At 69.2% G+C, this 23,799-nt stretch carries 17 protein-coding genes; 5 read left to right on the top strand and 12 right to left on the bottom strand.

Going from position 1 to position 23,799, the window contains the following annotated elements; all coding sequences use genetic code 11:
* Position 1: 1 nt before the first annotated feature.
* The 3 genes from H629_RS0109515 to hisC all read right to left on the bottom strand — a co-directional run bounded on the left by H629_RS0109515 (position 2) and on the right by hisC (position 3,320).
* Positions 2–961 (bottom strand): ABC transporter permease, encoded by a 960-nt coding sequence (locus H629_RS0109515; protein WP_024357036.1) that lies wholly within the window; start codon positions 959–961, stop codon positions 2–4.
* A gap of 5 nt (positions 962–966) precedes the next feature.
* Positions 967–1,974 (bottom strand): ABC transporter substrate-binding protein, encoded by a 1,008-nt coding sequence (locus tag H629_RS0109510; RefSeq protein ID WP_029746822.1) that lies wholly within the window; start codon positions 1,972–1,974, stop codon positions 967–969.
* A 209-nt stretch (positions 1,975–2,183) separates the two neighbouring features.
* Positions 2,184–3,320 (bottom strand): histidinol-phosphate transaminase, encoded by a 1,137-nt coding sequence (gene hisC, locus H629_RS0109505; RefSeq protein ID WP_240471086.1) that lies wholly within the window; start codon positions 3,318–3,320, stop codon positions 2,184–2,186.
* Positions 3,321–3,478: 158 nt separating this feature from the next.
* On the opposite strand from hisC, the gene H629_RS0109500 reads away from it, so the two are divergent.
* Positions 3,479–3,982 (top strand): Lrp/AsnC family transcriptional regulator, encoded by a 504-nt coding sequence (locus H629_RS0109500; RefSeq protein WP_024357033.1) that lies wholly within the window; start codon positions 3,479–3,481, stop codon positions 3,980–3,982.
* 35 nt (positions 3,983–4,017) lie between these two features.
* Here H629_RS0109500 and H629_RS0109495 read toward each other — a convergent pair whose 3' ends face one another.
* Both H629_RS0109495 and H629_RS0109490 read right to left on the bottom strand, forming a co-directional pair.
* Entirely contained in the window at positions 4,018–5,127 is a 1,110-nt protein-coding gene (locus tag H629_RS0109495; RefSeq protein ID WP_024357032.1) for an ABC transporter ATP-binding protein, read from the bottom strand.
* A gap of 153 nt (positions 5,128–5,280) precedes the next feature.
* Positions 5,281–5,838, bottom strand: coding sequence for a YbhB/YbcL family Raf kinase inhibitor-like protein (locus H629_RS0109490; protein WP_024357031.1), 558 nt, complete (start codon positions 5,836–5,838; stop codon positions 5,281–5,283).
* A gap of 196 nt (positions 5,839–6,034) precedes the next feature.
* Between H629_RS0109490 and H629_RS0109485 the strand changes: the two genes are divergently transcribed.
* Positions 6,035–6,853 carry a FadR/GntR family transcriptional regulator gene (locus H629_RS0109485; RefSeq protein ID WP_024357030.1) on the top strand — a complete coding sequence of 273 codons (819 nt, stop codon included), beginning with the start codon at positions 6,035–6,037 and terminating at the stop codon, positions 6,851–6,853.
* A gap of 31 nt (positions 6,854–6,884) precedes the next feature.
* Here H629_RS0109485 and H629_RS0109480 read toward each other — a convergent pair whose 3' ends face one another.
* Complete coding sequence (locus H629_RS0109480; RefSeq protein WP_024357029.1) at positions 6,885–7,715, bottom strand: MerR family transcriptional regulator; 831 nt, start codon at positions 7,713–7,715, stop codon at positions 6,885–6,887.
* A gap of 95 nt (positions 7,716–7,810) precedes the next feature.
* Positions 7,811–9,199: a pyridoxal phosphate-dependent decarboxylase family protein gene (locus H629_RS0109475; RefSeq protein WP_024357028.1), complete on the bottom strand. Its 1,389-nt coding sequence runs from the start codon at positions 9,197–9,199 to the stop codon at positions 7,811–7,813.
* A gap of 246 nt (positions 9,200–9,445) precedes the next feature.
* Here H629_RS0109475 and H629_RS0109470 point away from each other — a divergent pair, with 246 nt between their 5' ends.
* From H629_RS0109470 to H629_RS0109460, 3 genes are all read left to right on the top strand, one after another.
* Positions 9,446–10,393: a tRNA uridine(34) hydroxylase gene (locus H629_RS0109470; RefSeq protein ID WP_024357027.1), complete on the top strand. Its 948-nt coding sequence runs from the start codon at positions 9,446–9,448 to the stop codon at positions 10,391–10,393.
* Between the two features lie 90 nt (positions 10,394–10,483).
* On the top strand, positions 10,484–10,918 hold the full coding sequence (locus H629_RS0109465; protein ID WP_024357026.1) for an ArsR/SmtB family transcription factor: 435 nt from the start codon (positions 10,484–10,486) through the stop codon (positions 10,916–10,918).
* Positions 10,915–11,580 carry an SRPBCC domain-containing protein gene (locus H629_RS0109460; protein ID WP_024357025.1) on the top strand — a complete coding sequence of 222 codons (666 nt, stop codon included), beginning with the start codon at positions 10,915–10,917 and terminating at the stop codon, positions 11,578–11,580. Before H629_RS0109465 ends, H629_RS0109460 begins: the two co-directional genes overlap by 4 nt.
* Before the next feature lie 12 nt (positions 11,581–11,592).
* Here the strand turns inward: H629_RS0109460 and ppgK are convergent, their stop codons facing one another.
* From ppgK to H629_RS0109435, 5 genes are all read right to left on the bottom strand, one after another.
* A complete protein-coding gene (gene ppgK, locus H629_RS0109455; RefSeq protein WP_029746819.1) occupies positions 11,593–12,333 on the bottom strand; it encodes a polyphosphate--glucose phosphotransferase in 741 nt (246 codons plus the stop codon).
* 241 nt (positions 12,334–12,574) lie between these two features.
* Positions 12,575–16,300: an SdrD B-like domain-containing protein gene (locus H629_RS0109450; protein WP_152485691.1), complete on the bottom strand. Its 3,726-nt coding sequence runs from the start codon at positions 16,298–16,300 to the stop codon at positions 12,575–12,577.
* Between the two features lie 292 nt (positions 16,301–16,592).
* On the bottom strand, positions 16,593–20,273 hold the full coding sequence (locus H629_RS14160; protein WP_024357022.1) for an SdrD B-like domain-containing protein: 3,681 nt from the start codon (positions 20,271–20,273) through the stop codon (positions 16,593–16,595).
* Between the two features lie 333 nt (positions 20,274–20,606).
* Complete coding sequence (locus H629_RS0109440; RefSeq protein ID WP_024357021.1) at positions 20,607–22,610, bottom strand: M13 family metallopeptidase; 2,004 nt, start codon at positions 22,608–22,610, stop codon at positions 20,607–20,609.
* A gap of 64 nt (positions 22,611–22,674) precedes the next feature.
* Positions 22,675–23,793: a Fic family protein gene (locus H629_RS0109435; protein ID WP_024357020.1), complete on the bottom strand. Its 1,119-nt coding sequence runs from the start codon at positions 23,791–23,793 to the stop codon at positions 22,675–22,677.
* Positions 23,794–23,799 lie beyond the last annotated feature (6 nt).

Below are 23,799 nucleotides of genomic sequence, written 5' to 3'. Positions count from 1 at the left end.
CCTACCTCTCCGCCGGCACGGTCACGCCGGTCGTCGCCGAAGCGACGGGGTCCGGCGCTGGGTCGGGGGCTGCGGGTCTGCGGTTGCCCCGATCCCGCAGCGATGGGATCTTCTTCAGGAAGCCCCAGCGCGGCAGCAGCAGCGCGAGGATCACGAGCACGGCCGTGACCGCGCGCATGTCGTTCGGGTTGAGCCCCGCGGTGAGGGCGAAGAACACGATGAGTCGGTAGAGGATCGAGCCGACGAGCACCGCGAGGCTGGCCATGAAGAGGTTGCGCTGGCCGAGCACCGCCTGGCCGAGGATCACGGAGGCGAGGCCCACGAGGATGAGGCCGACGCCCATGCTGATGTCGGCGAAGCCCTGGTACTGCGCCACGAGCGCACCGGCGAGGGCCACGAGGCCGTTCGAGAGCGACAGGGTGAGGATCTTGGTGCCGTCGGTGTTCACGCCGAAGCTGCGGATCATCTGCTCGTTGTTGCCGGTCGCCTGGATCGCGAGACCGAGGTCGGTCGACAGGAACCAGTCGACGATCAGCTTGAGCACGAACAGCGCGATCACGAAGACGAGCACCGCCATCCAGGTCTTGCCGATCCAGCCCGCCTCGCGCAGCGGCGTCATGACGGTGTCCTCGCGCAGCAGTGGCACGTTGGCCTTGTCCATGATGCGCAGGTTGATCGACCACAGCGCGATCATGGTGAGGATGCCGGCCAGCAGGCCGTCGATCTTGCCCTTGGTGTGCAGCAGACCGGTGATGGCGCCGGCGATGAGGCCGGCCACGGCACCCGCTACAGTGGCGAGCACGGGGTTCTGCCCCGCGCTGATGAGGGAGGCGGCGACCGCGGCACCGGTGGTGAAGCTGCCGTCGACCGTGAGGTCGGGGAAGTTCAGCACCCGGAACGTGAGGTAGACGCCGAGGGCCATCACACCGTAGATGAGGCCCAGCTCGAGAGCTCCGATCATGGCGTTTACTCGACCGTGCTGTCGGCGCGCTCGACCAGCGCGGCGGGCAGTTCGACGCCCATGCGCTTGGCGGCGGCAGGGTTGACGACCAGCTCGAGATCCTTCGAGGTCTCGACGGCCATGGTGGCGGGATCGGCGCCGTCCTTGATGATCTTCAGCGCCATCTCGCCGGTCTGGTAGCCGAGCTTCGTGTAGTCGATGCCGAGCGTGGCGACGGCGCCGCCCTCGACGTGGGCCGACTCGGCGCCGACGACAGGGATGCCGCGCTCCTCGGCGACGCCGATCAGGGCGCCGAGGCCCGAGGCCACGAGGTTGTCGGTGGGAGTGTAGATCGCGTCGACGTCGCCCAGCGACTCGACGGCCTGCTTGATCTCGCCGGCGTTGGTGACGGTCGCCTCGACGAGCTCGATGTTCTGCGCCTCGGCCGCTTCACGGGCCAGGTCGACCTGGATCTCCGAGTTGACCTCGCCCGAGCCGTAGACCACGCCGATCTTCTTCGCGTCGGGCACGATCTCGGTGATGAGGTCGATCTGGTCGGCGACGGGGTTCATGTCGCTCGTGCCGGTGACGTTGGAGCCGGGCTTCTCGTTCGACTCGACGAGGTCGGCCGAGACGGGATCGGTCACGGCCGTGAAGAGCACGGGCGCGTCGACGATGTTCTGCATCGCCGCCTGGGCGGAGGGGGTGGCGACCGCGAGCAACAGGTCGACGCCGTCGGTGGCGAAGGTCTGGGCGATCGTGGTGGCGGTGGCGACCTCGGCCTGCGCGTTCTTCTCGTTGAACTCGATGGTCTCGCCCTCGACGTAGCCGGCGTCGATGAAGGCCTGCTTGAAGCCCTCCGTGGCGGAGTCGAGCGCGGGGTGCTGCACGAACTGGCTGATGCCGACGGTGATCTTCTCGGAGCCGGCGTCGTCGCCGGAGTTCGCCGAGGAGCAGGCGCTCAGGGCGAGCGCCGCGGTCGCGACCAGGCCGGCGAAGGCGAATGCCCTGCTGCGATTGCGGATGACTGCCATGGTGTTCCTCACTCTGGGGGGTGTCTCGCGCTCGGCGGGGGCGTCGAGCGGAAGGGGACACGGCGTCAGTGGACAACGCCGTCCGGTGCCCGATGCTAATCAGGCGGTGGGGCCTGTTACAAGCTGCCAGGAAGAATCTAGGCAGATGTGACAGACAGGTTATTCATTCAGGGAAAATGCTATGCAGATTGTCTAGTTCGATCGAGCCATCAGACGATCGCGGCGACCAGCTCGGCCGCGGCCTCGAGCACGGCGTCGTTCTCCTCGGACAGGCCCACGGTCACCCGCACGCCCTCTCCGGGGAAGCACCGCGCCGAGATGCCATGGCGCTCGAACGCCTCAGCGATCCGCCCGCTCTCCTCACCCGCCGGCAGCCAGACGAAGTTCGCCTGCGATGGCACGGGGCCGAGCCCCGCGGCCAGCAGCCCGTCGAACAGCCGCGCGCGCTCGCGCACCAGCTCGTCGATGCGCTCGCCGAGCTCGGCCTCCGCTTCGAGGGAGCCCACGGCCGCCTCCTGCGCCAGCCGCGAGACGCCGAACGGCAGCGCCACCTTACGCAGCTCGTCGGCGACCGCCGGGCGCGCGATCGCGTAGCCGATGCGCAGGCCCGCCAGCCCGTAGGCCTTCGAGAAGGTGTGCAGTACCACGACGTTGGGATAGCGGCGGAAGAACTCGATGCCGCTGGGCGAGTCGGGATCGCGGTCGAAGTGCACATAGGCCTCGTCGATCACCACGAGCACCCGCTCGGGCACGGTCGCCATGAACGCCTCGAGCTCGGCGCGCGTCACCACGGTGCCGGTGGGGTTGTTCGGGTTGCAGACGAAGATCACGCCCGTTCGCTCGGTCACGGCCGCCGCCATGGCGGGCAGGTCGTGCCGCGCATCGGCGTCGAGCGGCACCTCCACGGGCACCGCTCCCGCGACGCGGGCGAGGATCGGGTAGGCCTCGAAGGAGCGCCAGGCGAACACCACCTCGTCGCCGGGGCCGGTGAGGGCGTGGATCAGCTGCGCGGCGACCTCGACCGACCCCGCGCCGAGCACGATGTTCTCGGGCGCGACCTCGAAGCGCTCGGCGAGCGCGGCCGTGACCTCGGGGGCGGCGATGCTCGGGTAGCGGGCGAGCGACGCGGGCAGCACCTCGGCGAGGCGACGGGTGACGGAGGGCAGCGGCGGATACGGGTTCTCGTTCGAGGACAGCTTGAAGCTGCGCCCGCCGGGGCCGAGCGGCGCCGGCTTGCCCGCGCGGTACGCGGCGATACGATCGAGGCCCGGCCGGAAGCGGTGGTCGGCGGGGCCGGGATCCGGCACGATTGCGGAATCGGACTGCGGCGGGGGCTGGGATGTCATCTTCGACGCTCTCTGCTCGATGGGCGGTTGCACGGCCGCCACTCTAGAGAGCGAGCACGGAACCGGTCAATCGGCGCAGCATTGCCCCGGCAGTATGTTCACAGCGTACAGCTGAGTTACGATTCAGCTATACAGATTGCCCACATCAAGGAGGATGCATGAGCATCGACCAGCTCGACGCGCGACTCATCACGCTCATCAGCGAGGAGGCCGGGATCTCGGTGGTCGAGTGCGCCAGACGGCTCGGCGTGGCCCGCGCCACCGCGCAGGGCCGCCTCGACCGCCTGCGCCGCACGGGCGTGATCCCCTCGATGGCGCCGCACATCGACCCGGCCGCCCTCGGCTACCCGATCCGCGCGTTCTGCTCGCTGCTCATCCACCAGTCGGTGGGGCACCAGAAGGTCGCCGAGGGACTGGCGAAGATCCCCGAGCTGCTCGACCTGCACACGGCGACCGGCGAGACCGACATGATCACCTCGGTCGTCGCCCGCTCCACGCAGGACCTGCAGCGCGTGCTCGACCTCATCTCGCACACGCCGGGAGTGGCCCGCGTGTCGTCGCGGCTCGCCCTCGGCACTCACTTCGAGGGGCGCACGCTCCCCCTCGTGCAGACCGCCGCGGGCGAAGCCGCCCGGGCCGCCGAGCCCGCTCGCGAGAGATGAACCGGCGGCCCGGGGGCCGATGACCCGGGCGCGGCCTACGCCGCCTCGCGGGTCTCGTGCAGGGTGCCGATGCGCTCGCCGCTCTCGAAGTCGAAGAGGTGCACCCGGTCGGGCTGCGGAGAGACCGTGATGAGGTCGCCGGGTTCGGCGTGCTCGCGACCGTCGACTCGCACCACCAGGGCCACGCGCTCGCCCGCGATCTCCGCGTCGCCGAACAGGTAGCCATCGGCCCCGAGCTCCTCGATCAGCGTCGTCTTCACGGGGATCCCCGGATCGCCGGCGCCGCCGACCACCAGATCCTCGGGTCGCACGCCGACGGTCACCCGGCCGTCGCGGATCCGGGCCCGCACGCCGTCCGCCACGGGCAGCACGGCGCCGCCCAGCACGAGTCCGCGCTCATCCACCTCGGCGGCGAACAGGTTCATCGCCGGGCTGCCGATGAAGCCCGCCACGAAGGTGTTGACCGGGTGGTCGAGCAGTTCGCGCGGCGAACCCACCTGCTGCAGCACGCCGAGCTTCATCACCGCGATGCGATCCCCCATCGTCAGCGCCTCGGTCTGATCGTGCGTCACGTACACCGTCGTGAGGGCGAGCCGGCGCTGCAGCGTCGCGATGCGCGAGCGCGTCTGCACGCGCAGCTTCGCGTCGAGGTTCGACAGGGGCTCGTCCATCAGGAAGACCTTCGGGGCTCGCACGATCGCACGGCCCATCGCCACGCGCTGCCGCTGACCGCCCGAGAGCGCCTTCGGCTTGCGGTCGAGGTATTCGGTCAGGTCGAGCTGCTCGGCGACCTCCTCGACCCGCTTGCGCCGCTCCTCCTTGGAGACGCCCGCGATCTTCAGCGCGAAGCCCATGTTCTCCGCCACCGACATGTGCGGGTACAGCGCGTAGTTCTGGAACACCATCGCGATGTCGCGATCCTTCGGGGAGACCTGCGTCACGTCCTGCTCATCGATGAGGATGCGGCCGTCGGTGACCTCCTCGAGACCCGCGAGCATGCGCAGGGCGGTCGACTTGCCGCAGCCGGATGGGCCCACGAGCACGAGGAACTCGCCGTCCTCGATGTCCAGATTCAGATGCGTGACCGCGGGCCGTTCGGTTCCCGGGTACTGCAGGGTCACGTCGTCGTACACGACTCTCGCCATTGAGGTTTCCTCTCGTTCCACCGGCAGGTACGTGCCGGACGATCCGTTGTGAAATCGAAGTCGTCGGCGCGGTGGCCGACGCTGCCAGTGTGGCAGAACACCCCCTTCTTGCCAAGGCGGGGCGGATCGCGAAGCGCCGCGCCTGCCCGGCGATCAGGCCGCCTGCCCGTACTCCCCCGTCGCGACGATGACCGCGCGCGCGATGACCGCGTCGCGCATCATGAAACCCATGACCGCGGGGGTTGCCTGCGGGTCGACGTCGATGTGCTCGACGTCGAGCGCGTGCACCACGAACCAGTAGTGGTGCACGCCCGTGCCGGCGGGCGGCGCGGCGCCCGTGAACGCCGGCTGCCGCTGCTCGTTGGGCATCGTGAGCGCCGCCGCCGGCAGCAGTGCGCTGCCCGGCGAACCGGCGCCCGCCGCCAGCTCCGTAACGCTCCCCGGGATGTTCGCGACCGCCCAGTGCCAGAAGCCGGAGCCCGTGGGGGCGTCGGGATCGAAGCAGGTCACGGCGAAACTGCGGGTCTCGGCGGGGAATCCCGACCAGCTCAACTGCGGCGAGCGGTTCGACCCGCCCGCCGGCTCGGCGTACAGCTCCGCCGGCAGCGGTTCACCGTCCTGGATATCGGCGCTCGTCAGCGTGAAGCCGGGCACCTCTCGCATGCCGGCGTACGGATCGATCGCGCCTCGACTCGGATTCCTCTGCGTCATCGCTTCAGCCTTCCTCGGTAGCTTCTTCGGGCGCCCGATGCGCCCAGCGCGGCACCGCGTGCGCTTCGCTGCGACCGGCCGAACCGGATCTTCCCCAGCCTAGGCCGGATCCCACGGCTGCGCAGCCCCCGTCGCCCCCGCGCGGATATACTGGGCCGGGACCAGATGGATCCACTGCGGCGAAGCGAGGCGAGGCATGGCAAGCACCACAGGTTCCGAACGGGCCCGTGCCACACTCGCCTACCTGCGGCGCAAGATCACGACCGGCGAGTGGCCTGTGGGCACCCGGATCCCGATCGAGCCCGAGCTCTCCGAGCAGACCGGCGTCGGCCGCTCCACGGTGCGCGAGGCGGTGCGATCGCTCGCCAGCATGGGCATGCTCGAAACGCTGCCCGGCCGCGGCACCTTCGTGCGATCCTCGGCGCCCACGAGCACGCTGCTGAACGAGTTCCTCAACGATTTCACGCTCGAGGAGATCCTCAGCTACCGCCGCGCGCTCGAGATCGAGGCCGCGCAGCAGGCCGCGCTGCACCGCACCGATGAAGACGTCGCCGCGCTGGAGCAGGCCGCCGCTGAAGAGGTGGGCTGCACCCGCTGCCCCGTGCTCGGCCTCGCCGCCGGCTCCGACAACTCGGCCTTCGACAGCAAGTTCCACCGCCTCGTCTTCGACTCGGCCAAGAACCGGCTGCTCGCCTCGCTCTACGCCGGCATCAACGATCAGCTGCGCACGCCCGAGCACCGCGGACGTCTCGCCAACGTGGCCACGGGCGCCGAGATGGAGCGCGACCACGCGCGCGTGCTCGACGCGATCCGCCGCCGCGACTTCATCGACGCCGTGCACGCGATGGTCGACCACGTCGACCACGACGTGGTGATCGTGAACGACCAGCACGAGGTCGTGCCGCCGCTCGCGCGCACGCCCGAGCAGCAGCAGCGCATCGACGACGCGCGCGCCGCCGAGGACGCGCGCGTCGAAGAGGTGGCGCGCACCGCGCCGAGCAGCACCGGCGCCTGAGCCGGCACCGCGCGCTCCGGCGCGGGGCCGACTATGCGGCGAGCTCGCGCTCCGCGTAGGCGCGCAGCGCGTCGCGCACGAACCCGGCGCCCGCCGCGCCGCCGTAGTTCTCGGCGAAGCGCTCGTCGGCCACGTACATCTCGGCGAGGCCGAGCACGTAGCCGGCGAGGTCTCCCCCGGCCCCGTGCGCCGGCGTGCCCGGAATGCCCCGCAGCCACTCGACGTGGCGGCGGGCCAGCTCCTGGCCCACGGGCGCGGCGGGATCCGCACCGCTCTCGGCGGCCGCGATCCAGTCCCGGCCCAGCTGCTCCATGCTGGCGCGCCACTCGGCCCGGCCCGCGTCGCCGAGGCTGCGCCACCAGCGGTCGCTGCTCGCGTAGGCGTTCGCGCCCCAGCGACGCTCGACCTCCTCCCGATACCGGGTGTGGTCGAAACCGTCGAACATGTTCTCCGACATGAGGTCCTCCTGTCCATCCGTCTCCCCCGGAGAGCCGTCGGCAGCACGAGCGAGCGCCGCAATCGTGCGCTCGACCGATCCGATCTGCGCGTCGATCCGCCCCCGCTCCCGCAGGAGCAGATCAAGGTGCGAGTGCAGCACGCGCGCCTCAGCGGCTGCGGGGTGCTCCCCGCCGCGCGCCTGCGCGTCCTGCGCCTCGAGCACCTCGCCGATGGCGTCGAGCCCGAGCCCGAGCTCGCGCAGCAGCAGCACCCGCTGCAACCGCACGAGTGCGCGGTCGTCGTAGTAGCGGTAGCCGTTGCCGCCGATGCGACTCGGGCGCACGAGCCCGATGCCGTCGTAGTGACGCAGGGTGCGCGAGGTCGTGCCCGCGGCTCGGGCGATCTGCTGGATCGAGTACTCCACGCTGCCCTCCGGAGATTCGGCCGGGCGTCTCCCGGCTCGGTCTCCACGCTAGATCTTGACGTTACGTCAAGGTCAAACGCTTCGCCACTCCGGGGTCACGCCATCGTGTCGAGGATCTCGGTGAGCTGCTCGAAGGTGGTCAGCGGGTTCACGATCGCGAAGCGGGTGTTGGGGCGCCCCGCATGCGAGCTCGGCACCACGAAGGCCCGCTGCTCGTCGAGCAGACGATCCGACCACTGGTCGTAGTCGGCGCGCTCCCAGCCGTCGCGCTCGAACACCACCACCGACAGCTGCGGCTGACGCACCAGGCGCAGACCCGGGCGGCGCTCGATCTCGTCGGCGATGCTCCGGGCGAGCGCGATCGAGTGCGTGACGGCGTCCCGATACGCCGCGGCGCCGTAGGTGGCGAGCGAGAACCAGAGCGGCAGCCCGCGCGGCCGCCGGGTGAGCTGGATCGAGTAGTCGGAGGGATCGTAGTGCGCCTGCTCGGTGAGCACGTCGAGGTACTCGGCGTGCTGGGTGTGCGCCTGCCGGCCGGCTTCCGGATCGCGGTAGATGAGCGCGCAGACGTCGTAGGGCGCGAAGAGCCACTTGTGCGGGTCGACGATCACCGAGTCGGCGCGCTCGACGCCCGCGAAGTGCGGGCGACCGAGCGGGGAGAGCATCGCGGTGAGCCCGTAGGCGCCGTCGACGTGCAGCCAAAAGTCGAAGTCGTCTTTCAGAGCGGCGATCCCCGCGATGTCGTCGACCACCCCGAAGTTCGTCGAACCGCCCGTGGCGACCACCGCGAAGACCCGGTCGCCGTGCGCTTCGAGGGCCTCGCGCACCGCCCCCGCGCGCAGCACGCCGTCGGCGTCGGCCGCCACCGGCACCACGTCGACGTCCATCACCCGGGCCGCCGACTTGATCGAGGAGTGCGCCTCGGCGCTGCAGACCACCGCCCAGCCGTTCTCCGGGCGCGCAGCCGCCCCCGCCGCCTCGCGCTTCGAGCGGGCCTGGTCGCGGGCCGCGACGAGTGCGGAGAGGTTGCCGATGGTGCCGCCCTGCACGAAGACGCCGCCTGCTCCCTGGGGCAGCCCGAACTCAGCAGCGAGCCAGCTCAGCACCTCGTTCTCGGCGTAGACCGCACCCGCGCCCTCCATCCACGAGCCGCCGTAGAGCGCGCTCGCCGAGACCACGAGGTCGAAGGCGATCGCGGCCTTCGAGGGCGCGGAGGGGATGAACGAGAGGTACTGCGGGTGGTCGGTGGTGATGCATGCCGGAGCGAGAATATGCTCGAACACCGACAGCGCTCGGCGGCTCCCCAGGCCCTCTTCGCTGATGGTGGGACCGGCCAGGCGGCGCAGCTCCTTGGGTGAGACGGCGTGGTCGAGCGGCGTATCGGTCGCGAGAATGCGGCGCCGCGAGTAGTCGAGCACCAGATCGACGATGCCGCGGGTCTCGTCCGAGACGGAGTGCATGCGCGCGTGGTCGGGCTGGTTCATCGTTCTCCGCCTCTCAGGAGTGGGTCGCTTCGGCGCGTGCGCTCGCGGGCGCTGCCCCGAGGCCAGTGTCGCACAGCGGAGCCCGCCTTCGCGCCTGTCCCGGCGCTCTCGCGCACCTGCATCGCATCTTTCGGAGAACCCGACAATCTCACGGCGCCGAAAACCGTCGGAATCTCCCACCTCCTCACCGTCGCCGAGCGATAGGGGCGAGGCGGGGACGGGGCGAGGCGCGCGTAGCATGGACGGGTGAGCGAGCCCAAGATCCTGCTGTACTACGTCTTCGCGCCGGTGACCGACCCCGAGGCGGTGCGGCTGTGGCAGCGGGAGCTCTGCGAATCACTCGGCCTGCGGGGGCGGATCATCATCTCGCCGCACGGCATCAACGGCACCGTGGGCGGCGAGCTCGACGCGTGCAAGCGCTACCTGCGACGCACCCGCGAATACGCGCCCTTCGCCGGACTCGAGCCCAAGTGGAGCGAGGGCACGGGCTTCGCCGACGCCGCGCCCGGAGCCCAGCAGCGGCCTGCGGCGTTCACCGGGAAGACGCGCCCGGCACCCTGGCGACGCATCGCCGACTTCCCCAAGCTGAGCGTCAAAGTGCGCGACGAGCTCGTCGCCTTCGGCATCCCGGACGAGCTGCGGGTCGACGCCTCCGGCGTGATCGGCGGCGGCACGCATCTCTCGCCGCACGCGGTGAACGAGCTGGTGCGCGAGCGCGGCGACGACGTGGTGTTCTTCGACGGCCGCAACGCCTGGGAGGCGGAGATCGGGCGATTCAGGGGTGCCGTGGTGCCCGAGGTCGAGACGACGCACGACTTCATCGCGCAGATCGACAGCGGCGCCTACGACGATCTCAAGCACCGCCCGGTCGTCACCTACTGCACGGGCGGAATCCGCTGCGAGATCCTCTCCGCCGCCATGCGCGAGCGCGGCTTCGAGGAGGTCTACCAGATCGACGGCGGTATCGTGCGCTACGGCGAGGCGTTCGGCAACGACGGGCTGTGGGAGGGCTCGCTCGCCGTGTTCGACGGGCGCGAGGCTCTCGACTTCGCTCCGGGGGCCGCGGTGCTCGGACGCTGCGAAGTGTGCGGGGCCGCATCGAACCGGCTGGCGAACTGCACCGATCCGAGCTGCCGGTCCCGCCTCGTGGCCTGCGCGGCGCACCCGGCGGCGGCCTGCGCGGCGCACGCCTGACGGCCGCGCCCGCCCGGTCTCGATGGGCGGCACTCGCGACCCCCATATTTCATCCTTGACTTATATAAGTTGCGGGTGAATCATGGAGGCATGCACGCGCTCGACATCCTCGGAGACCCCGTCCGCCGGCGAATCCTCGAACTCATCGCCGATGGCGAGGAGAGCGCGGGCAGCATCGCCGCAGTGATCTCGCAGGAGTTCGGCATCACCCAGCCCGCCGTCTCCCAGCACCTCCGCGTGCTGCGCGAGCACGGCTTCGCCTCCGTGCGGCCCGACGGCGCCCGACGGCTCTACGCGGTCGACCCGCAGGGGCTCCAGCAGGCGAGCGAGTGGCTGAGCCCGTTCGAACGCTTCTGGCGCGGCCCCTTCGCCGCGCTCGGCACCGAGCTAGCCCGCGGCAAACGCGAACGGCGGATCGCCGCGCAGCACGACGACGACGCCGGATCCGCCATCACCACCGATGCCCCCGGCAGGAGCCCCGGCTCCTCGGCCGCCGGCAGCCCCGACAGGAAGGAACGATCATGATCGATGTGAACTCGCAGGTCACCGCCGTCAGCCGCGAACTGCGCGACGAGGAGATGGACGGCGCGCCCGCCCGCGTGCAGTCGCTCAGCCAGGAGTACCCGGCCGCCATCGACGACGTGTGGGAGGCGGCCACCAGCGCCGACCGGATCGCCCGGTGGTTCCTCCCCGTCTCGGGAGAGCTGCGGCTCGGCGGGCGCTACCAGCTCGAGGGCAACGCGGGCGGCGAGGTGCTGGAGTGCACGCCGCCGGCGGACGGCCGGGCCGAGTACCGCGTCACCTGGGAGTTCGGCGGCGGCGTGACCTGGGTGACGGTGCGCCTCGTCGAGCAGGGCCCCGAACGCACTCGCTTCGAGCTCGAACACGTCGCGAAGACCGCCGACGTGCCAGCCGAGATGTGGGACGTCTTCGGCCCCGGCGCCACCGGCGTCGGCTGGGACGGCGGCCTGCTCGGGCTCGCACTGCACCTCGGCACGCAATCCGCATCGCTGTCGCCTGCCGAGGCCCAGGCCTGGGCGTTCACCGACGAGGGACGCGCCTTCTACCGGGCCGCCGCAGACGCGTGGGGCGCCGCTCACGAGGCCGCAGGAGCGGACCCCGAGACGGCGGCGCGCGGCGCCGACGCCACCTACGGCTTCTACACCGGCCAGGGACCGGCCGAGTAGGAACCGGGTCCGCTACTCCATGCTGCGCAGGGCTGCGCCGACGATCCCAGAGTTCTGACGCAGCCGTGCCGGCACCAGATCGGCGCGCACCGAGATCAGCGGCAGGAACCGATCGGCCTTGCGACTGATCCCGCCCCCCACGATGAAGAGGTCGGGCGAGAACAGCTGCTCCACGTGCGAGAAGTAGCGCTGCAGCCGCACCGCCCACTCCTCGTAGCTCAGGCCCTCGCGCTCCCGCGCCGCCGCCGAGGCGCGCGACTCGGCGACCGCACCGTCGATCTCGAGGTGCCCGAGCTCGGTGTTCGGCACCAGCCGGCCGTCGACGAAGAGCGCCGACCCGATGCCGGTTCCCAGCGTCAGCATCATCACCACGCCGTCGCGCTCCACTCCGGCGCCCAGACGCATCTCCGCCAGTCCCGCCGCATCGGCATCGTTGAGCGACCGCACGGGCGCGTTCAGACGTGCCGCGAGGTGGCGCTCCAGGTGCTCGCCCAGCCACTCGTCGTCGATGTTCGCCGAGGATCCGACGACCCCGTCTTTGACGACGCCCGGGAAGGCGCAGCCGATGGGGCCGCTCCAGCCGGTCTGCGCCACCACGGCGGCAGCCGTGTCGAGCACCGCCGCGACCGTCGCGGGCTGCGGCGTGTCGAGACGCACGCGCTCGCTCACCAACTCGCCGGATGCGAGATCGACGACCCCGCCCTTGATGCCCGTTCCGCCGATGTCCAATCCGAACGCAGTGCTCACCCGCATCTCCTCCAGTTCACCGGTCTGCCCGCCTCGCTCCAGTGCAAGGCTCCGGCTCGGTACAGCCATCGTCGCACACGCGGACCGCGCGCGGGAGAGCCCTGGAGCCCCCACCGGGAGCCCAGCGGGGCTCGCACGGACGACAACCGCGCGAGCCGCACAGGTCCGGCCACCGCCTGAGACGCGACGGGGGCCGCCCCGGGGTCTCCCCCGGGGCGGCCCCCGTGATCCGAGGAACGGCCGAGCGCTACGCCGTCGCCCTGCGGCGACGGATCGTCAGGGCGGTCCCGCCGAGCGCGAGCAGTGCCAGCCCGGCCGCGACGATGCCTCCGATATCGGAGCCCGTCACCGACAGCGGCGACACCGGATCGATCTCGATCACGCCGGCGTCCCAGGTCGGATCGATGCCCTCGCTGGCGTCCACGCCGTTCGCATAGTCGCGGGTGAGCGCCGCGTTGCTGTCGTCGAGCACGAACTTCTTGCTCACACCCACGAGCGGGTTGCCGCCGGTGAGCGCATCGGAGTCGGTTGCGGCGTCGCCCACGTTCGGAGTGGTGAAGCGGTAGCGCTTGCCCTGCTCCTCGGTGAGGGTGAACCGCACCTGGTAGGTGCCCGCGTCGAGCAGATCGAACTTGTAGAAGCCCCGATCATCGGTCTTCGTGGTCGCGACGACCTCGCCCCGCTCGTTGAGCAGCTCGACCTTGACACCGGGCAGCACGGGCTCGCCCGCATCCTGCTTGCCGTTCTTGTTCTTGTCGATCCAGGTGTAGTCGCCGACCGCGTACGACTTGGCGTAGGCGTTCCACACGTCGTTGTCGACCACGGTGGCGCCGTTCACCTCGCCGCGCGCGGAGACCGTCGCGGTGTCTCGGTGGCTCTGGCCGGCCTTGAGGCCCGGCAGCGTCCCCGAGCAGTCGAACTGCGTCGCGAGCTCCATGGGGCCGGCCCAGGTCGTGCCCGTGCTGCCGTCGGGGAACTCGCAGACGAGGTTCTGGATCTGGCCGGCGCCGGCGGTCAGCACGTCGGAGACGACGAGGTCGACCAGGCGGTCGGGGCCGTTGTTCGACACGGTGAAGTTGACCTGCTGCGACTGGCCGCCGGCGAGCGCCTTCCCCTTGAAGGCGGCGGGATCGTCGAAGTCGCCGACGATACCGTCGTTCAGGAGTGCGCCATTCGCATCGTACTCAGGACCGCTGCCGGGCCCCTCGTCGCTCCACTTCTCGATGTCGACGCCCGGGGTCGAGATGCCGTCGACGGTGGTCGTCGAGATCGGCGTGCTCTGGCCCTGGAGCAGCAGCGAGTTCACCACCTGCTGGCTGCCGTCGTTCACCTCGACCACGAAGCGGAACGGGATCTTGCCCAGCACGGGGAAGCGACCGGTCTTCTGATCGATCGTGATCGTGCGCGTGGCGTCGTCGTAGCTCGCCTCGATGCCGTTCTTGGTGACCGGGCCGGGAACCGCGTCGCTGTCCTGCGGGTTGCTCCACACCGCCGGATCATCGCTCGTGATGAAACCGACGAAGTCGACATTGGCGGGCAGATGGTCGAGCACGGTCGGGGCGTTGGCCGAGTTGTAGCTGCCGTGGCCGAGCAGCTCGATCTCGTAGGCGTAGCGCGGCTGGCTCAGCTTGCCATTCTCGTATGCGACCTTCAGGAAGGGGTTCCACTTCGTGGAATCCCAGACCCGCTTGCGCGCCTCGAGTTCGTCGCCCCAGGAGCTGGCGGAGCCGTTGTGCTCGGACCAGTACGCCGGCTCGTCACCGGTGCCGTACAGGGTCGCGACGTTCTTCACGTCGAGGGTTTCCTTGCCGTTGAGGATGCGCGTGCGCAGGGACAGGTCGACGACGAGGTCACGCTCGTCGGGCTGCGCCGCGACCTTGTCCTTGCCGCTCTGCGTCAGCTTGATCGTGAGATCGCCCTGGCTCGCGCTGAGCCGGTTCAGGCTGAGCTCGAAGTCGGCGGCGTCGAGCGTCGCTCCGGCGTAGGAGCCCGAGATGACGACGTTCGGGGCGCGCAGCGCGTCAGCCGTCACGTCGAACACCGAGAGATCGATGTGGTCGACGAGGTGCAGATCCTGCGCCACGATCCCCGCGGACGACGAGGTCTTCGCGGTCTTCACAGTGAAGCGGTACGGGATGTCCTTCGCCTCGCCCGCCGTGGCCGAGAGCTCGCCCGTGGGGCCCGCCTTCGTGAACGCGTCGGAGTCGTTGAGGCCCGGGGTGCGATCCTGCGGCAGCTGGATCGGCTGCACATCGGCGTCTCTCGTCACCGCAGACGACGAGTCGGAGAAGGTGAAGCTCGCGGTGTTGCGGAAGCGATAGGAAATAGCGCCCGCGACGTTCGTGTTGCCGTTCACGATGAGGCCCGCGCCGTTGCCAGTGGTCGGGTCGGCCAGCCGGTTCAGCTGGGCGTTCACGAGGATGCCCACGTTCGTGTCCTTGTGCTTGCCGACGTTGACGCGCAGCGTCTGGCCGTCGAGGCAGTAGCGGCCGATATTGGCGTCGCTCGCGATGGTGGCCGCGTCGCAGGTGCCGGTCGCGAGGGTCAGCGCTGAGAAGTCAGGGCTCGTGGAACCGCTCGCGAGCGAGACGGCGCCCGCACCGCTCTTCCAGCTGGCCTGAGCCGGCAGGGTGTCGGTGATGACCACGTTGCGGTTCAGCGTGAAGTGCGGATTCTGACCGTCCCAGGTGCCCAGATTCGCGTTCAGCCGGTACGAGATGTCTGCCGGCTCCGGGAGGATGTTGCCGGCGACGTCGGTGGTGAACTCGCGCTTCGTCCAATTGCCGGCTTCGACCGACTTGCCGAAGACGCCGTTGCAGCTGGGGCACGGCCCGGGCACGGTGCCCTCGATCGTGAAGTCGGCGGTGTCGGTGCTCGAGGTCGGCCCGAAGGTGGCGGTGTTCGTCTTGGTGATGCCGTAGTCGCCGGGCGCCGTCGGATCGGTGCGCCCGTTGTAGGCGGCGGCGAGCTCGTTCTGATAGGTGGCGACATCGACGATGCGCGCCTGGTAGGTCACGGTGAGCGTGGCCGGGCCGGTGAGAGGGATCGTGCCCGCGAAGGAGCTGTCACCGGCCTGCACCGCGGGAGCGAAGACAGGGTTCGTAGTCACGCCGGCGGCCGCACCGCCGACGCCGCCGGGCGCGTACTGTGTGAGCGTCGCGGTGGCCGCGACGTTGCCGCCCGCGCCCGCGACTCCGCTCGCGCCGACGTACTGCATGCCGGCCGGCAGCTGGTCGCGAATGGAGTAGTTGGGGTAGCTCTGCCCGTCAGGGATGTTGACGGTGAGCGTGTAGGTGATGTTCTCGTTCGCGATCGCGGGATCGAGGAAGTCGAACTCGTAGTCGCCGTTGGGCTTCTGCTTCTGCTTCACGAAACGGTCGAGGTTTACGGGAGCCACCGACTTGCCCACAGTGTCGGGGATCACGATCGGCGGCACCTCGTCGCGGTCGCGCACATTGATGATGAGGCTCTGCTCATCACCGCCGATGGTCCAGGTGATGGGGCGCGGGCCCGATCCGCTGATGTTGTCGAGTGCGAACTTCAGACCGAAGGCACCGCCGATGGTGCCGCTCGGCCAGTTCTCGTCGTTGTGGAACGTGACGCGCACGGTGTCGCCGTTCACCAGCTCGAACTTCTCGATGCCCGAGGTGCCCGCCGGCAGCGGGGAGCCGAGGGTCGCGTTGGGGCCGAGCTTGAAGTCGACCGTCTGCCCCTTCGCGCTCTCGGTGTAGTCGACTTCGAGGGTGAGCACCGTGCCCTCATCGAGCGGCGCGTTCTCGGCGACGGGATTGCCGTTGGCGTCGATGATGGTCGCTGCGGTGATGCCCGAGGGCAGCGCCAGGGCGGCCGTGCCGCCGACCGTCAGCAGACCGAGGCTCATCGCGAGGGCCGCGACGACGGAGACTGCCCGTTTCCACCGGCTCTGACGCCGGGATACTTCTCGGGATCCGTCGATCCCCACGTTCAACGACACGTCTGCATACCTTCCCCCGAAGATGCTCGGCGGCGTCTCCGCCGAGCAGCGCGATCGCACCGCACACGCATCCGAAGCCTGGTGTGCCGGCTAACGGATGCGTGGGGCGATTCACGACGCACTCAACCTAGAGGCTATGAATCGCCACCAGCGCCGCACCCCCAGCCGCTGCGCTTTTCACCCGCAGATTCACCCTCGAGCACCGGCGCGGGAACGGGCGAGTGCCGCCCCGGGCACTCCCGAGGCGGCACTCATCTGTTCGTTCGCTGCCTGCGCAGCGCAGCCGGATCCGCTACGCGGCCGATCCTCGACGACGCAGCATCAGCAGCGCTCCGCCGAGGGCGAGCAGCCCCAGGGCCGCAGCCAGGAAGCCGCTGCTCTCGGCACCGGTCGCAGAGAGCGGCCCGCCGGCGGAGCCGCCCGGCACCTCGATCACCCCGGCATCCCAGGTGGGATCGATGCCCTCGCTCGCCTCGTACCCGTTCGGGTAGTCACGGGTGAGCGCCGGGTTCGAATCGTCGAGCACGAACTTCTTGCTCACTCCCACGAGCGGGTTGCTGCCCGTGATCGCATCGGAGTCGAGCGCGGCGTCTCCCGCGTTCGGCTTCGTGAAGCGATAGCGCTGGCCCTGCTCCTCGGTCAGTGTGAACCGCAGCTGGTAGGTGCCCGCCGCCAGATTATCGAACTTGTAGAACCCGCGAGCATCGGTCTTCGTGGTCGCGACGACCGCGCCGAGTTCGTCGAGCAGCTCGACCTGCACACCGGGCAGCACGGGCTCACCCGGATCCTGCATCCCGTTCGTGTTCGCATCGATCCAGGTGTAGTCCCCCACCGCATACGACTTCGCGTGCACGCTCAGCATGTCGGTGTCGTAGACCGGGGCGGGGTTCACCTCGCCGCGCGCCGAGACCGTCACCGTGTCGGTGTGCTGCTGGCCGGGCATCAGCGCGGGAATCGTGCCGGAGCACTCGAAGCGCTGAGCCGGCAGCAGGGGCCCCGACCAGCTCGTGCCGGTGCTCGCATCCGGGAACACGCAGACGAGGTCGGTGACCGCACCGACGCCCGAGGTGAGCTCGTCGGAGACTGCGATATCTCGCAGATCGTCGGTGCTGTCGTTCGACACCGTGAACTTCACCGGCTGCGGCTTCCCGGCCGCAACGCCCTTGCTGGCGTCGAGGTCGTAGTCGCCCGCGTAGCCGTCGTTCGTCACCGCGCCGCTCGGATCGTACGCGGGGCCGCTGCCGGCGCCCTCGTCGATCCATTTCTCGATGTCGATGCCGGGCTGGGCACCCGCCACCACGGTCTCGCTCTTCGCGACCCCGTAGCTGTTCCACGCCAGGCTGTTGGCGACCTGCTTGGCGTTGGCGTTGACCTCGACCATCAGCAGGAACGGCACGGTCGCGCCGCGCTGGTACCACGTGCCCTTCGGCTTCGAGATGCGCACCTGGTGCGTGGCCTGGTCGTAGCTCGCCGAGAGGCGGCTCTTCAGCTGCGTCGGCACCGTCGGCGTGTTCGGGTTGCTCCACTCCGTGGGATCGGTGCTCGTCACGAAGCCCTTGAACTCGACATAGGGCGCGAGCTGATCGACCACGTTGATGACCGCGTCATCGGTGAAGTTGTTGAACGAGCGGAACTCGATCTGGTAGACGTACCGCGCCTGCACGACGTTGCCGTGCTCATCGGTGCGCGCCTTCAGGAAGCGCTGCCATGTGTCATCCTGCCCGTCCCAGACCCGCTTGGTGACAGTGATCTCCGAGCCGAAGGAGTTGGCTTCGGCCTGCGCTTCGGACCAGTAGTCGGCCTGACCGTCAGTGCCGAACAGGGTGGCCTTGTTCGGGATGCTCAGACTCTCCTTGCCGTTCAGCTGGCGCGTCTGCAGGGTGAGATCGATCACGAGGCGACCACCGGGGCTGCGCTTCGACACCTCCTCCTTGCCGGCATCCGACATGCGGATGACGAGATCGCCGTCCCCGTTCAGGCTGAAGGCGAAATCGCTCTGCGTGAGGGCCCGGGCGCCGGGGTAGCTCGCGCTCTTGATCTGCACCGCCGGAGCGGTGAGCTGATCGGCCTTGAGATCGAAGAAGCGCTTGTCGAGGTGGTCGACCAGGTCGAGATCGGCCGCCGGAGCGGTCTTACTGGTGTAGATGGTGAAGCGGTAGTCGATCAGCGCCTGACCGTTCGGCTGCACGCGCACGGCACCCGATGTCGCGAGCTGCTTGCGGAACGCGTTGCTGTCCTTGATGCCGTCCGTGGAGGGCTCGGGCAGCTGCACGGGGTAGCTGTCGACCGAGTCGGTCTTGTCGTAGCTGGGATTCGCGCTCGGGAACCAGCGGAACTTCGCCTCGTTCCGGAGGACGTAGGCGGTGCCGCCCGTGACCCCGGTGGATCCGCTCTTCGGCAACCCGTTGACGGTGGTGAGCGCGGCGAGCGCCTTCACCGTCACGCGGGTGCCTTTGTTCGCGCCCACGTTGACGAGCAGCGTATGGCCGTCAACGCAGTAGCTGCCGATGTTGTCGTCGATCTCGATGTCGGCAACGGTGCACGCCCCCGTGAACTTGGTCAGCGAGGTGAACTCGGGCGACGAGCCGTCGAAGCTGATGAAGCTCGGGTCGCCGGTGCTCCAGCTCGCCTGGCTCGGCAGCTCGTCGGCGATCACCACGTTGCGTCGCAGCTCAAAAGCGGGATTCGTCGCACCGTCGACGCCGTCGCGCCCGTCCCACTGGCTGAGGTCGGCCTTCAAGCGGTACTCGATGCGTGCGCGGTCTGCCGGCGAGACGATGTTGCCGGCAGCATCGGTGACGAACTCGCGCTGCATGCTGCCCCAGTCATCGCTCTTGTCGAAGCCGGGAGTGCCCGACCCCTCGCACACGGTGAGGCAGGGGCCGTCGATGCGGCCGGTGATCTCGATCGCGGCCTTCTTCTCGGTGGTGCCGGAGGGGCTGGTGAACTTCGCGACGTTCTCGATCGCGAGCTTGAAGTCGCCGTAGCTGCCGGATTCAGGATCGAGCGCACGCTGCTGCAGCAGGGTGAGGATCGGAGCGCGGTCGGTGATGCGCGCCTTGTAGGCGATGGTGACCTTCGCCGGGCCGCTCATCGTGATCTCGCCGGCGAAGGCGCGATCGTAGTCGCCGACCACCTCGGGGGCGAAGCCCGGCAGTGAGGTGACGGGGGTCGGGTTGAGTCCGTCGGCATCCCACTGCGTGCCCGTGACGGTGACGGGCACCTGCTGACCCCACCAGAGCGCGTCGCCGTTCGCGTCGACGTACTGCATGCCCTCGGGGAGCACGTCCTCGATGTCGATCTTGCGGTTGACCGCCCCGTTGGGCACGTCGACCGTGAGCGTGTACTCGATGAGCTTGCTCTCGATCTCGGGCTTCAGCGCTTCGACGCGCTGCCAGCCGTTGCCGTCCTGCTCGTAGTCGATCATGTCGTTGAGCGACCCGGGGGCCGCGGACTTGCCGAAGCCCTCGGTCACGGTCTCGGGCTTCGGCGGAACAGGCGCGGTCGGATCGGCGATCTCGACGTCGACCGACACGGTCTCGCTGCCGACCTCCCAAGAGACCGGCACGGTGCCCGGACCCGCGTCGGCGTTCAGCGTGAAGTCGAGCAGGAAGACGCCCGCGGTGATCTCGGGCCACGCGTCGGGGTCGCCCTCGTCGCCGTCGCTCTTGAACTCGACGCGCAGCACGTCGCCGACGATGGCGAACGACTTCACCGCGTCGTTCTTCAGCGCCGCCGGGTTGCCGATCGTGGCGTTCGCACCGAGCTTGAAGTCGACCGTCCGGCCCTTCGCACCCATGTCGTAGCTCACGCGCAGGTACATCTTGTCGCCGCGCTTCGCGGGGGCGCCCGGCTGCACCGGCCTGACCTCGGTCGTGGTGCTGTCGCTCGTGACGATGTACGCCTGGGTGATTCCGGCGGGCAGCTCGGCATGCGCGGCGGATCCGCCCACCGCAAGCAGGCCCGCACTCATGGCGAGTGCGATCAGCGCTGCCAGGCCGCGCCGCAGCCGGCCCGCACTCCCGATTCGTTCCGTGGATCTCTCGATCCCACTTCTCGACGACAACTCGTACCTCCCCGATACTCCTCGGCGGAGTCTCCGCCGATCACGCGGAGCGGGCAGATGCAGCACCGTCGGGCGAGCCGTTCCCCACTTGCGCCCGGGCCTCCCCGCATCGAGAGCCCGCTCAGCCCCCAACGATATTGAGAGCTCGGGGTCCGTACTCGCCGAACGGGCGGCTTTTCACCTGTGGATTCACCCTGGGGAGCTTGTGGGTGAGCTTCGTGCGAAACTCGTGGATCCTGGCTACCAGATGCTGACGCGCTGATCCGGTTCCAGCCACAGGCCATCGCCCGGCTTCGTGCTGTACGCCTCGTGGAACGGCGCCAGGTTGCGCACGATCTGATTGCATCGGAACTCGTTGGGAGAGTGCGGGTCGATCGTGAGGAGTCGCACCGTCTCCTCGGGGCGCGACTTCTGCTGCCACGCCTGAGCCCACGCCAGGAAGAAGCGCTCGGCGCCGGTGAGGCCGTCGATCGCCGGGGGCTCTGCGCCGCCCAGGGACCGCAGGTAGGCCTTCCAGGCGATCTCGAGGCCCGAGAGGTCGCCGATGTTCTCGCCGATCGTGAGCTCGCCATTGACGGTCTGACCGTCGGCGCCCTCGGGCGAGAGCGCGTTGTACTGGCCGATGAGGGCGCCAGTCAGCTGCTCGAACGCGGCGCGATCCGCCTCCGTCCACCAGTCGGTGAGGCGGCCGTCGCCGTCGTAGCGCGAGCCCTGATCGTCGAAACCGTGGCCGATCTCGTGGCCGATCACGGCGCCGATCGCGCCGAAGTTGACGGCCGCATCCCAGGATGCGTCGAAGAACGGGGGCTGCAGGATCGCGGCCGGGAACACGATCTCGTTGAAGCCCGGGTTGTAGTAGGCGTTGACGGTCTGCGGCGTCATGAACCACTCGTCGCGGTCGATGGGCTTGCCGACCTTGCCCAGCTCGCGCGCGAACTCCATTTCGGCGACACGACGCGAGTTGCCCAGCAGCTCGCCCGAGTCGACGGCGAGCGCGGAGTAGTCGCGCCACTTGACCGGGTAGCCGATCTTCGGGGTGAAGCGGTCGAGCTTGTCGAGCGCGCGCTGCCGCGTCTCGGGGCTCATCCAGTCGAGCCGTTCGATCGAATCGCGGTACGCCTCGATGAGGTGCGCGACGAGCTCGTCCATCGCGCCCTTCGAGGTCTCGTCGAAGTGCCGCTCGACGTAGAGGCGCCCCACGGCCTCGCCCATCGCGCCCTCCACGAAGGAGACGCCGCGGCGCCACCGCTCGCGCTGCTCGGGGGCCCCGGTGAGCGCGGTGCCGTAGAAGTCGAAGTTGGCCCGGGAGAGCTGCTGCGTGAGCAGGGATGCGGATCCGCGCACGATCGCCCACAGCAGCCACGCCCGCCACGCCTCGAGCTCGTCTTCGACCAGCAAGTCGGCGAGGCCCGCGAGGGCCTCGGGCTGCGCTGCGACGACCTCGGCGAACGCCGCCTCGGGCGCGCCCATGGCGGAGAGGTAGGCGCTCCAGTCGAGCTGCGGCGTGATCTGCTGCAGGCCCTCGAGGGTGCGCAGGTTGTAGAGCTTCTGGATGTCGCGGCTGGCGACCTTGTCCCAGTGCGAGGCGGCGATGCGGCGCTCGAGATCGTAGGCGAGCTGCGCGAGGCGCTCGGCCTCGTCGCCCTCGGCCACGCCGGCCAGCCCGAGCATGCGGGCGATGTGCGCGCGGTACTGCTCGCGGATCGAGGCGAACTGCTCTTCGCGGTAGTACGACTCGTCTGGCAGGCCGAGCCCGCCCTGCATCACGAACACGATGTATCGGGACGGATCGCCCGGGTCGTTGTCGACGAACATGCCGTAGAAGCCGCTCACGCCCTGCCGTTCCAACTCGGCCACCACCGAGATCAGCTCGGGGATCGACGACACCGCGCGGGCACGGGCCACGTCGCCGGCGATGGGCTCGGCGCCGAGCCGGTCGGCCCGCTCCGTGTCCATGAAGCTCGCGTACAACGCCGCGACCTTGTCGGCTTCGCGATCCGCACCCCCGGTGATGAGGCCCGGCGCGGGGGCGTCGGTGCCGGTGATGATGTCGCGCACCGCCTCCTCGGCGTTCTCAGCGAGCACCGCGAACGAGCCGTAGCGCGCCTTGTCCGAGGGGATCTCGGTGCGGTCGATCCACTTGCCGTTGACGTGGCGGAAGAGGTCGTCCTGCGGACGCACCGCGGGGTCGAGTTCGGCGAGGTCGATGCCGGAGGCGTGCGTGGCGGGAGCTGCGTCGGTCATGCCGACCAGCCTATCCGCAGGGTCCGACATTCCCACAGCGCGATAGAGCAGACAGCTACAGCCTTCAGAAGAGCGTCGGATCGTCTCCGACCGCAGAGGTATCGGCACGGGTGAGCACGTCGAGGAACCTCTGATTGATGAACAGCCGCTCACGCCCCAGCCGCACGTCGAGCAGACTTCCGTCTGCGGCCAGCTCGCTCAGCCACTTCGTTGCCGTCGGACGGGACACCCCGCATCGCTCGATGACATTGCCGATCCGGCAGTAGGGCTGCTCAAAGAGCACATCGAGCAGATCGGCGTTGGAACCTGCGCTCGTCAGGGCTTTGATCTCGTCGCGCATCGTCAGTTGCAACTGCTGAATGAGGTCGATCTTCGCTAGTGTGTCCTCGGCGGTCACCTGCACCCCTCGAATAATGAAGAGAAGCCACGGTTCCCAAGCGTTGGAACGCGTCACTTCGAGCAGTCGACGGTAATACTCATCTTTGTTTTGAATGATGTACCGCGAGAGATAGAGCACCGGCTGGTGCAGGAGGCCGGTGTCGAGCAGCAGCAGCACATTCAGAATTCGTCCGGTACGCCCGTTGCCATCCGCGAATGGGTGGATCGCCTCGAACTGGTAGTGCTGCGCTGCAAGGATCACCAGAGGGTCGAGTTCCTGACGGTCATGGATGAAGCGCTCCCAGTTGCCGAGCTTCTCGGCGATCAACGCCTTTCCCTCAGGCGGCGTATAGATGGCTTCACGCGTGGCGGGGTTGCCGATGAAGGTGCCGGGCAGGCTCCGCAGTCCCATCTCACGGTCTTTGATCCGCGTACACACCTCGATCGCGGTCGAGACCGTCAGCGGGCGACGTTCGAGGCTCTGCACTCCCGAGAACAGCGCCGAACAGTAGCGCAGTGTCTCCTTCACCTCGGGGGCTGCGGAGTCTTCGGGGTGCTGGGCGAAGCGGAAAAGGTCATCCGTCGTCGTCACAATGTTCTCGATCTCCGAGCTCGCCTGCGCTTCGAGCAGCGGGATCGCGTTTACCAGCACCGACGGGTTCGGAATGCGGCGCACGGCCTGATCGAGCGCTGCAAGTGCCGCTCTCGCTTTCGTGGTCGCCTTGAGGACCGCCCGCGTCTCCAACGGCTCAGTCGGGGGCAGCTCGGGCAGAGCGTTGTGCGGACGATTCGCCATCCATTCCATACAGCA

This window comes from Leucobacter chironomi DSM 19883, from assembly GCF_000421845.1.
Lineage (GTDB): Bacteria > Actinomycetota > Actinomycetes > Actinomycetales > Microbacteriaceae > Leucobacter > Leucobacter chironomi.
Note: the sequence above shows the minus strand (reverse complement) of the source record. Positions and strands in the feature narration are given on the sequence as shown.

Coding starts and splice junctions, on each gene's coding strand:
- H629_RS0109515 (WP_024357036.1), bottom strand. CDS start 961: ATGATCGGAGCTCTCGAGCTGGGCCTCATCTACGGTGTGATGGCCCTC.
- H629_RS0109510 (WP_029746822.1), bottom strand. CDS start 1,974: ATGGCAGTCATCCGCAATCGCAGCAGGGCATTCGCCTTCGCCGGCCTG.
- hisC (WP_240471086.1), bottom strand. CDS start 3,320: ATGACATCCCAGCCCCCGCCGCAGTCCGATTCCGCAATCGTGCCGGAT.
- H629_RS0109500 (WP_024357033.1), top strand. CDS start 3,479: ATGAGCATCGACCAGCTCGACGCGCGACTCATCACGCTCATCAGCGAG.
- H629_RS0109495 (WP_024357032.1), bottom strand. CDS start 5,127: ATGGCGAGAGTCGTGTACGACGACGTGACCCTGCAGTACCCGGGAACC.
- H629_RS0109490 (WP_024357031.1), bottom strand. CDS start 5,838: ATGACGCAGAGGAATCCGAGTCGAGGCGCGATCGATCCGTACGCCGGC.
- H629_RS0109485 (WP_024357030.1), top strand. CDS start 6,035: ATGGCAAGCACCACAGGTTCCGAACGGGCCCGTGCCACACTCGCCTAC.
- H629_RS0109475 (WP_024357028.1), bottom strand. CDS start 9,199: ATGAACCAGCCCGACCACGCGCGCATGCACTCCGTCTCGGACGAGACC.
- H629_RS0109465 (WP_024357026.1), top strand. CDS start 10,484: ATGCACGCGCTCGACATCCTCGGAGACCCCGTCCGCCGGCGAATCCTC.
- H629_RS0109460 (WP_024357025.1), top strand. CDS start 10,915: ATGATCGATGTGAACTCGCAGGTCACCGCCGTCAGCCGCGAACTGCGC.
- ppgK (WP_029746819.1), bottom strand. CDS start 12,333: ATGCGGGTGAGCACTGCGTTCGGATTGGACATCGGCGGAACGGGCATC.
- H629_RS14160 (WP_024357022.1), bottom strand. CDS start 20,273: ATGAGTGCGGGCCTGCTTGCGGTGGGCGGATCCGCCGCGCATGCCGAG.
- H629_RS0109440 (WP_024357021.1), bottom strand. CDS start 22,610: ATGACCGACGCAGCTCCCGCCACGCACGCCTCCGGCATCGACCTCGCC.
- H629_RS0109435 (WP_024357020.1), bottom strand. CDS start 23,793: ATGGAATGGATGGCGAATCGTCCGCACAACGCTCTGCCCGAGCTGCCC.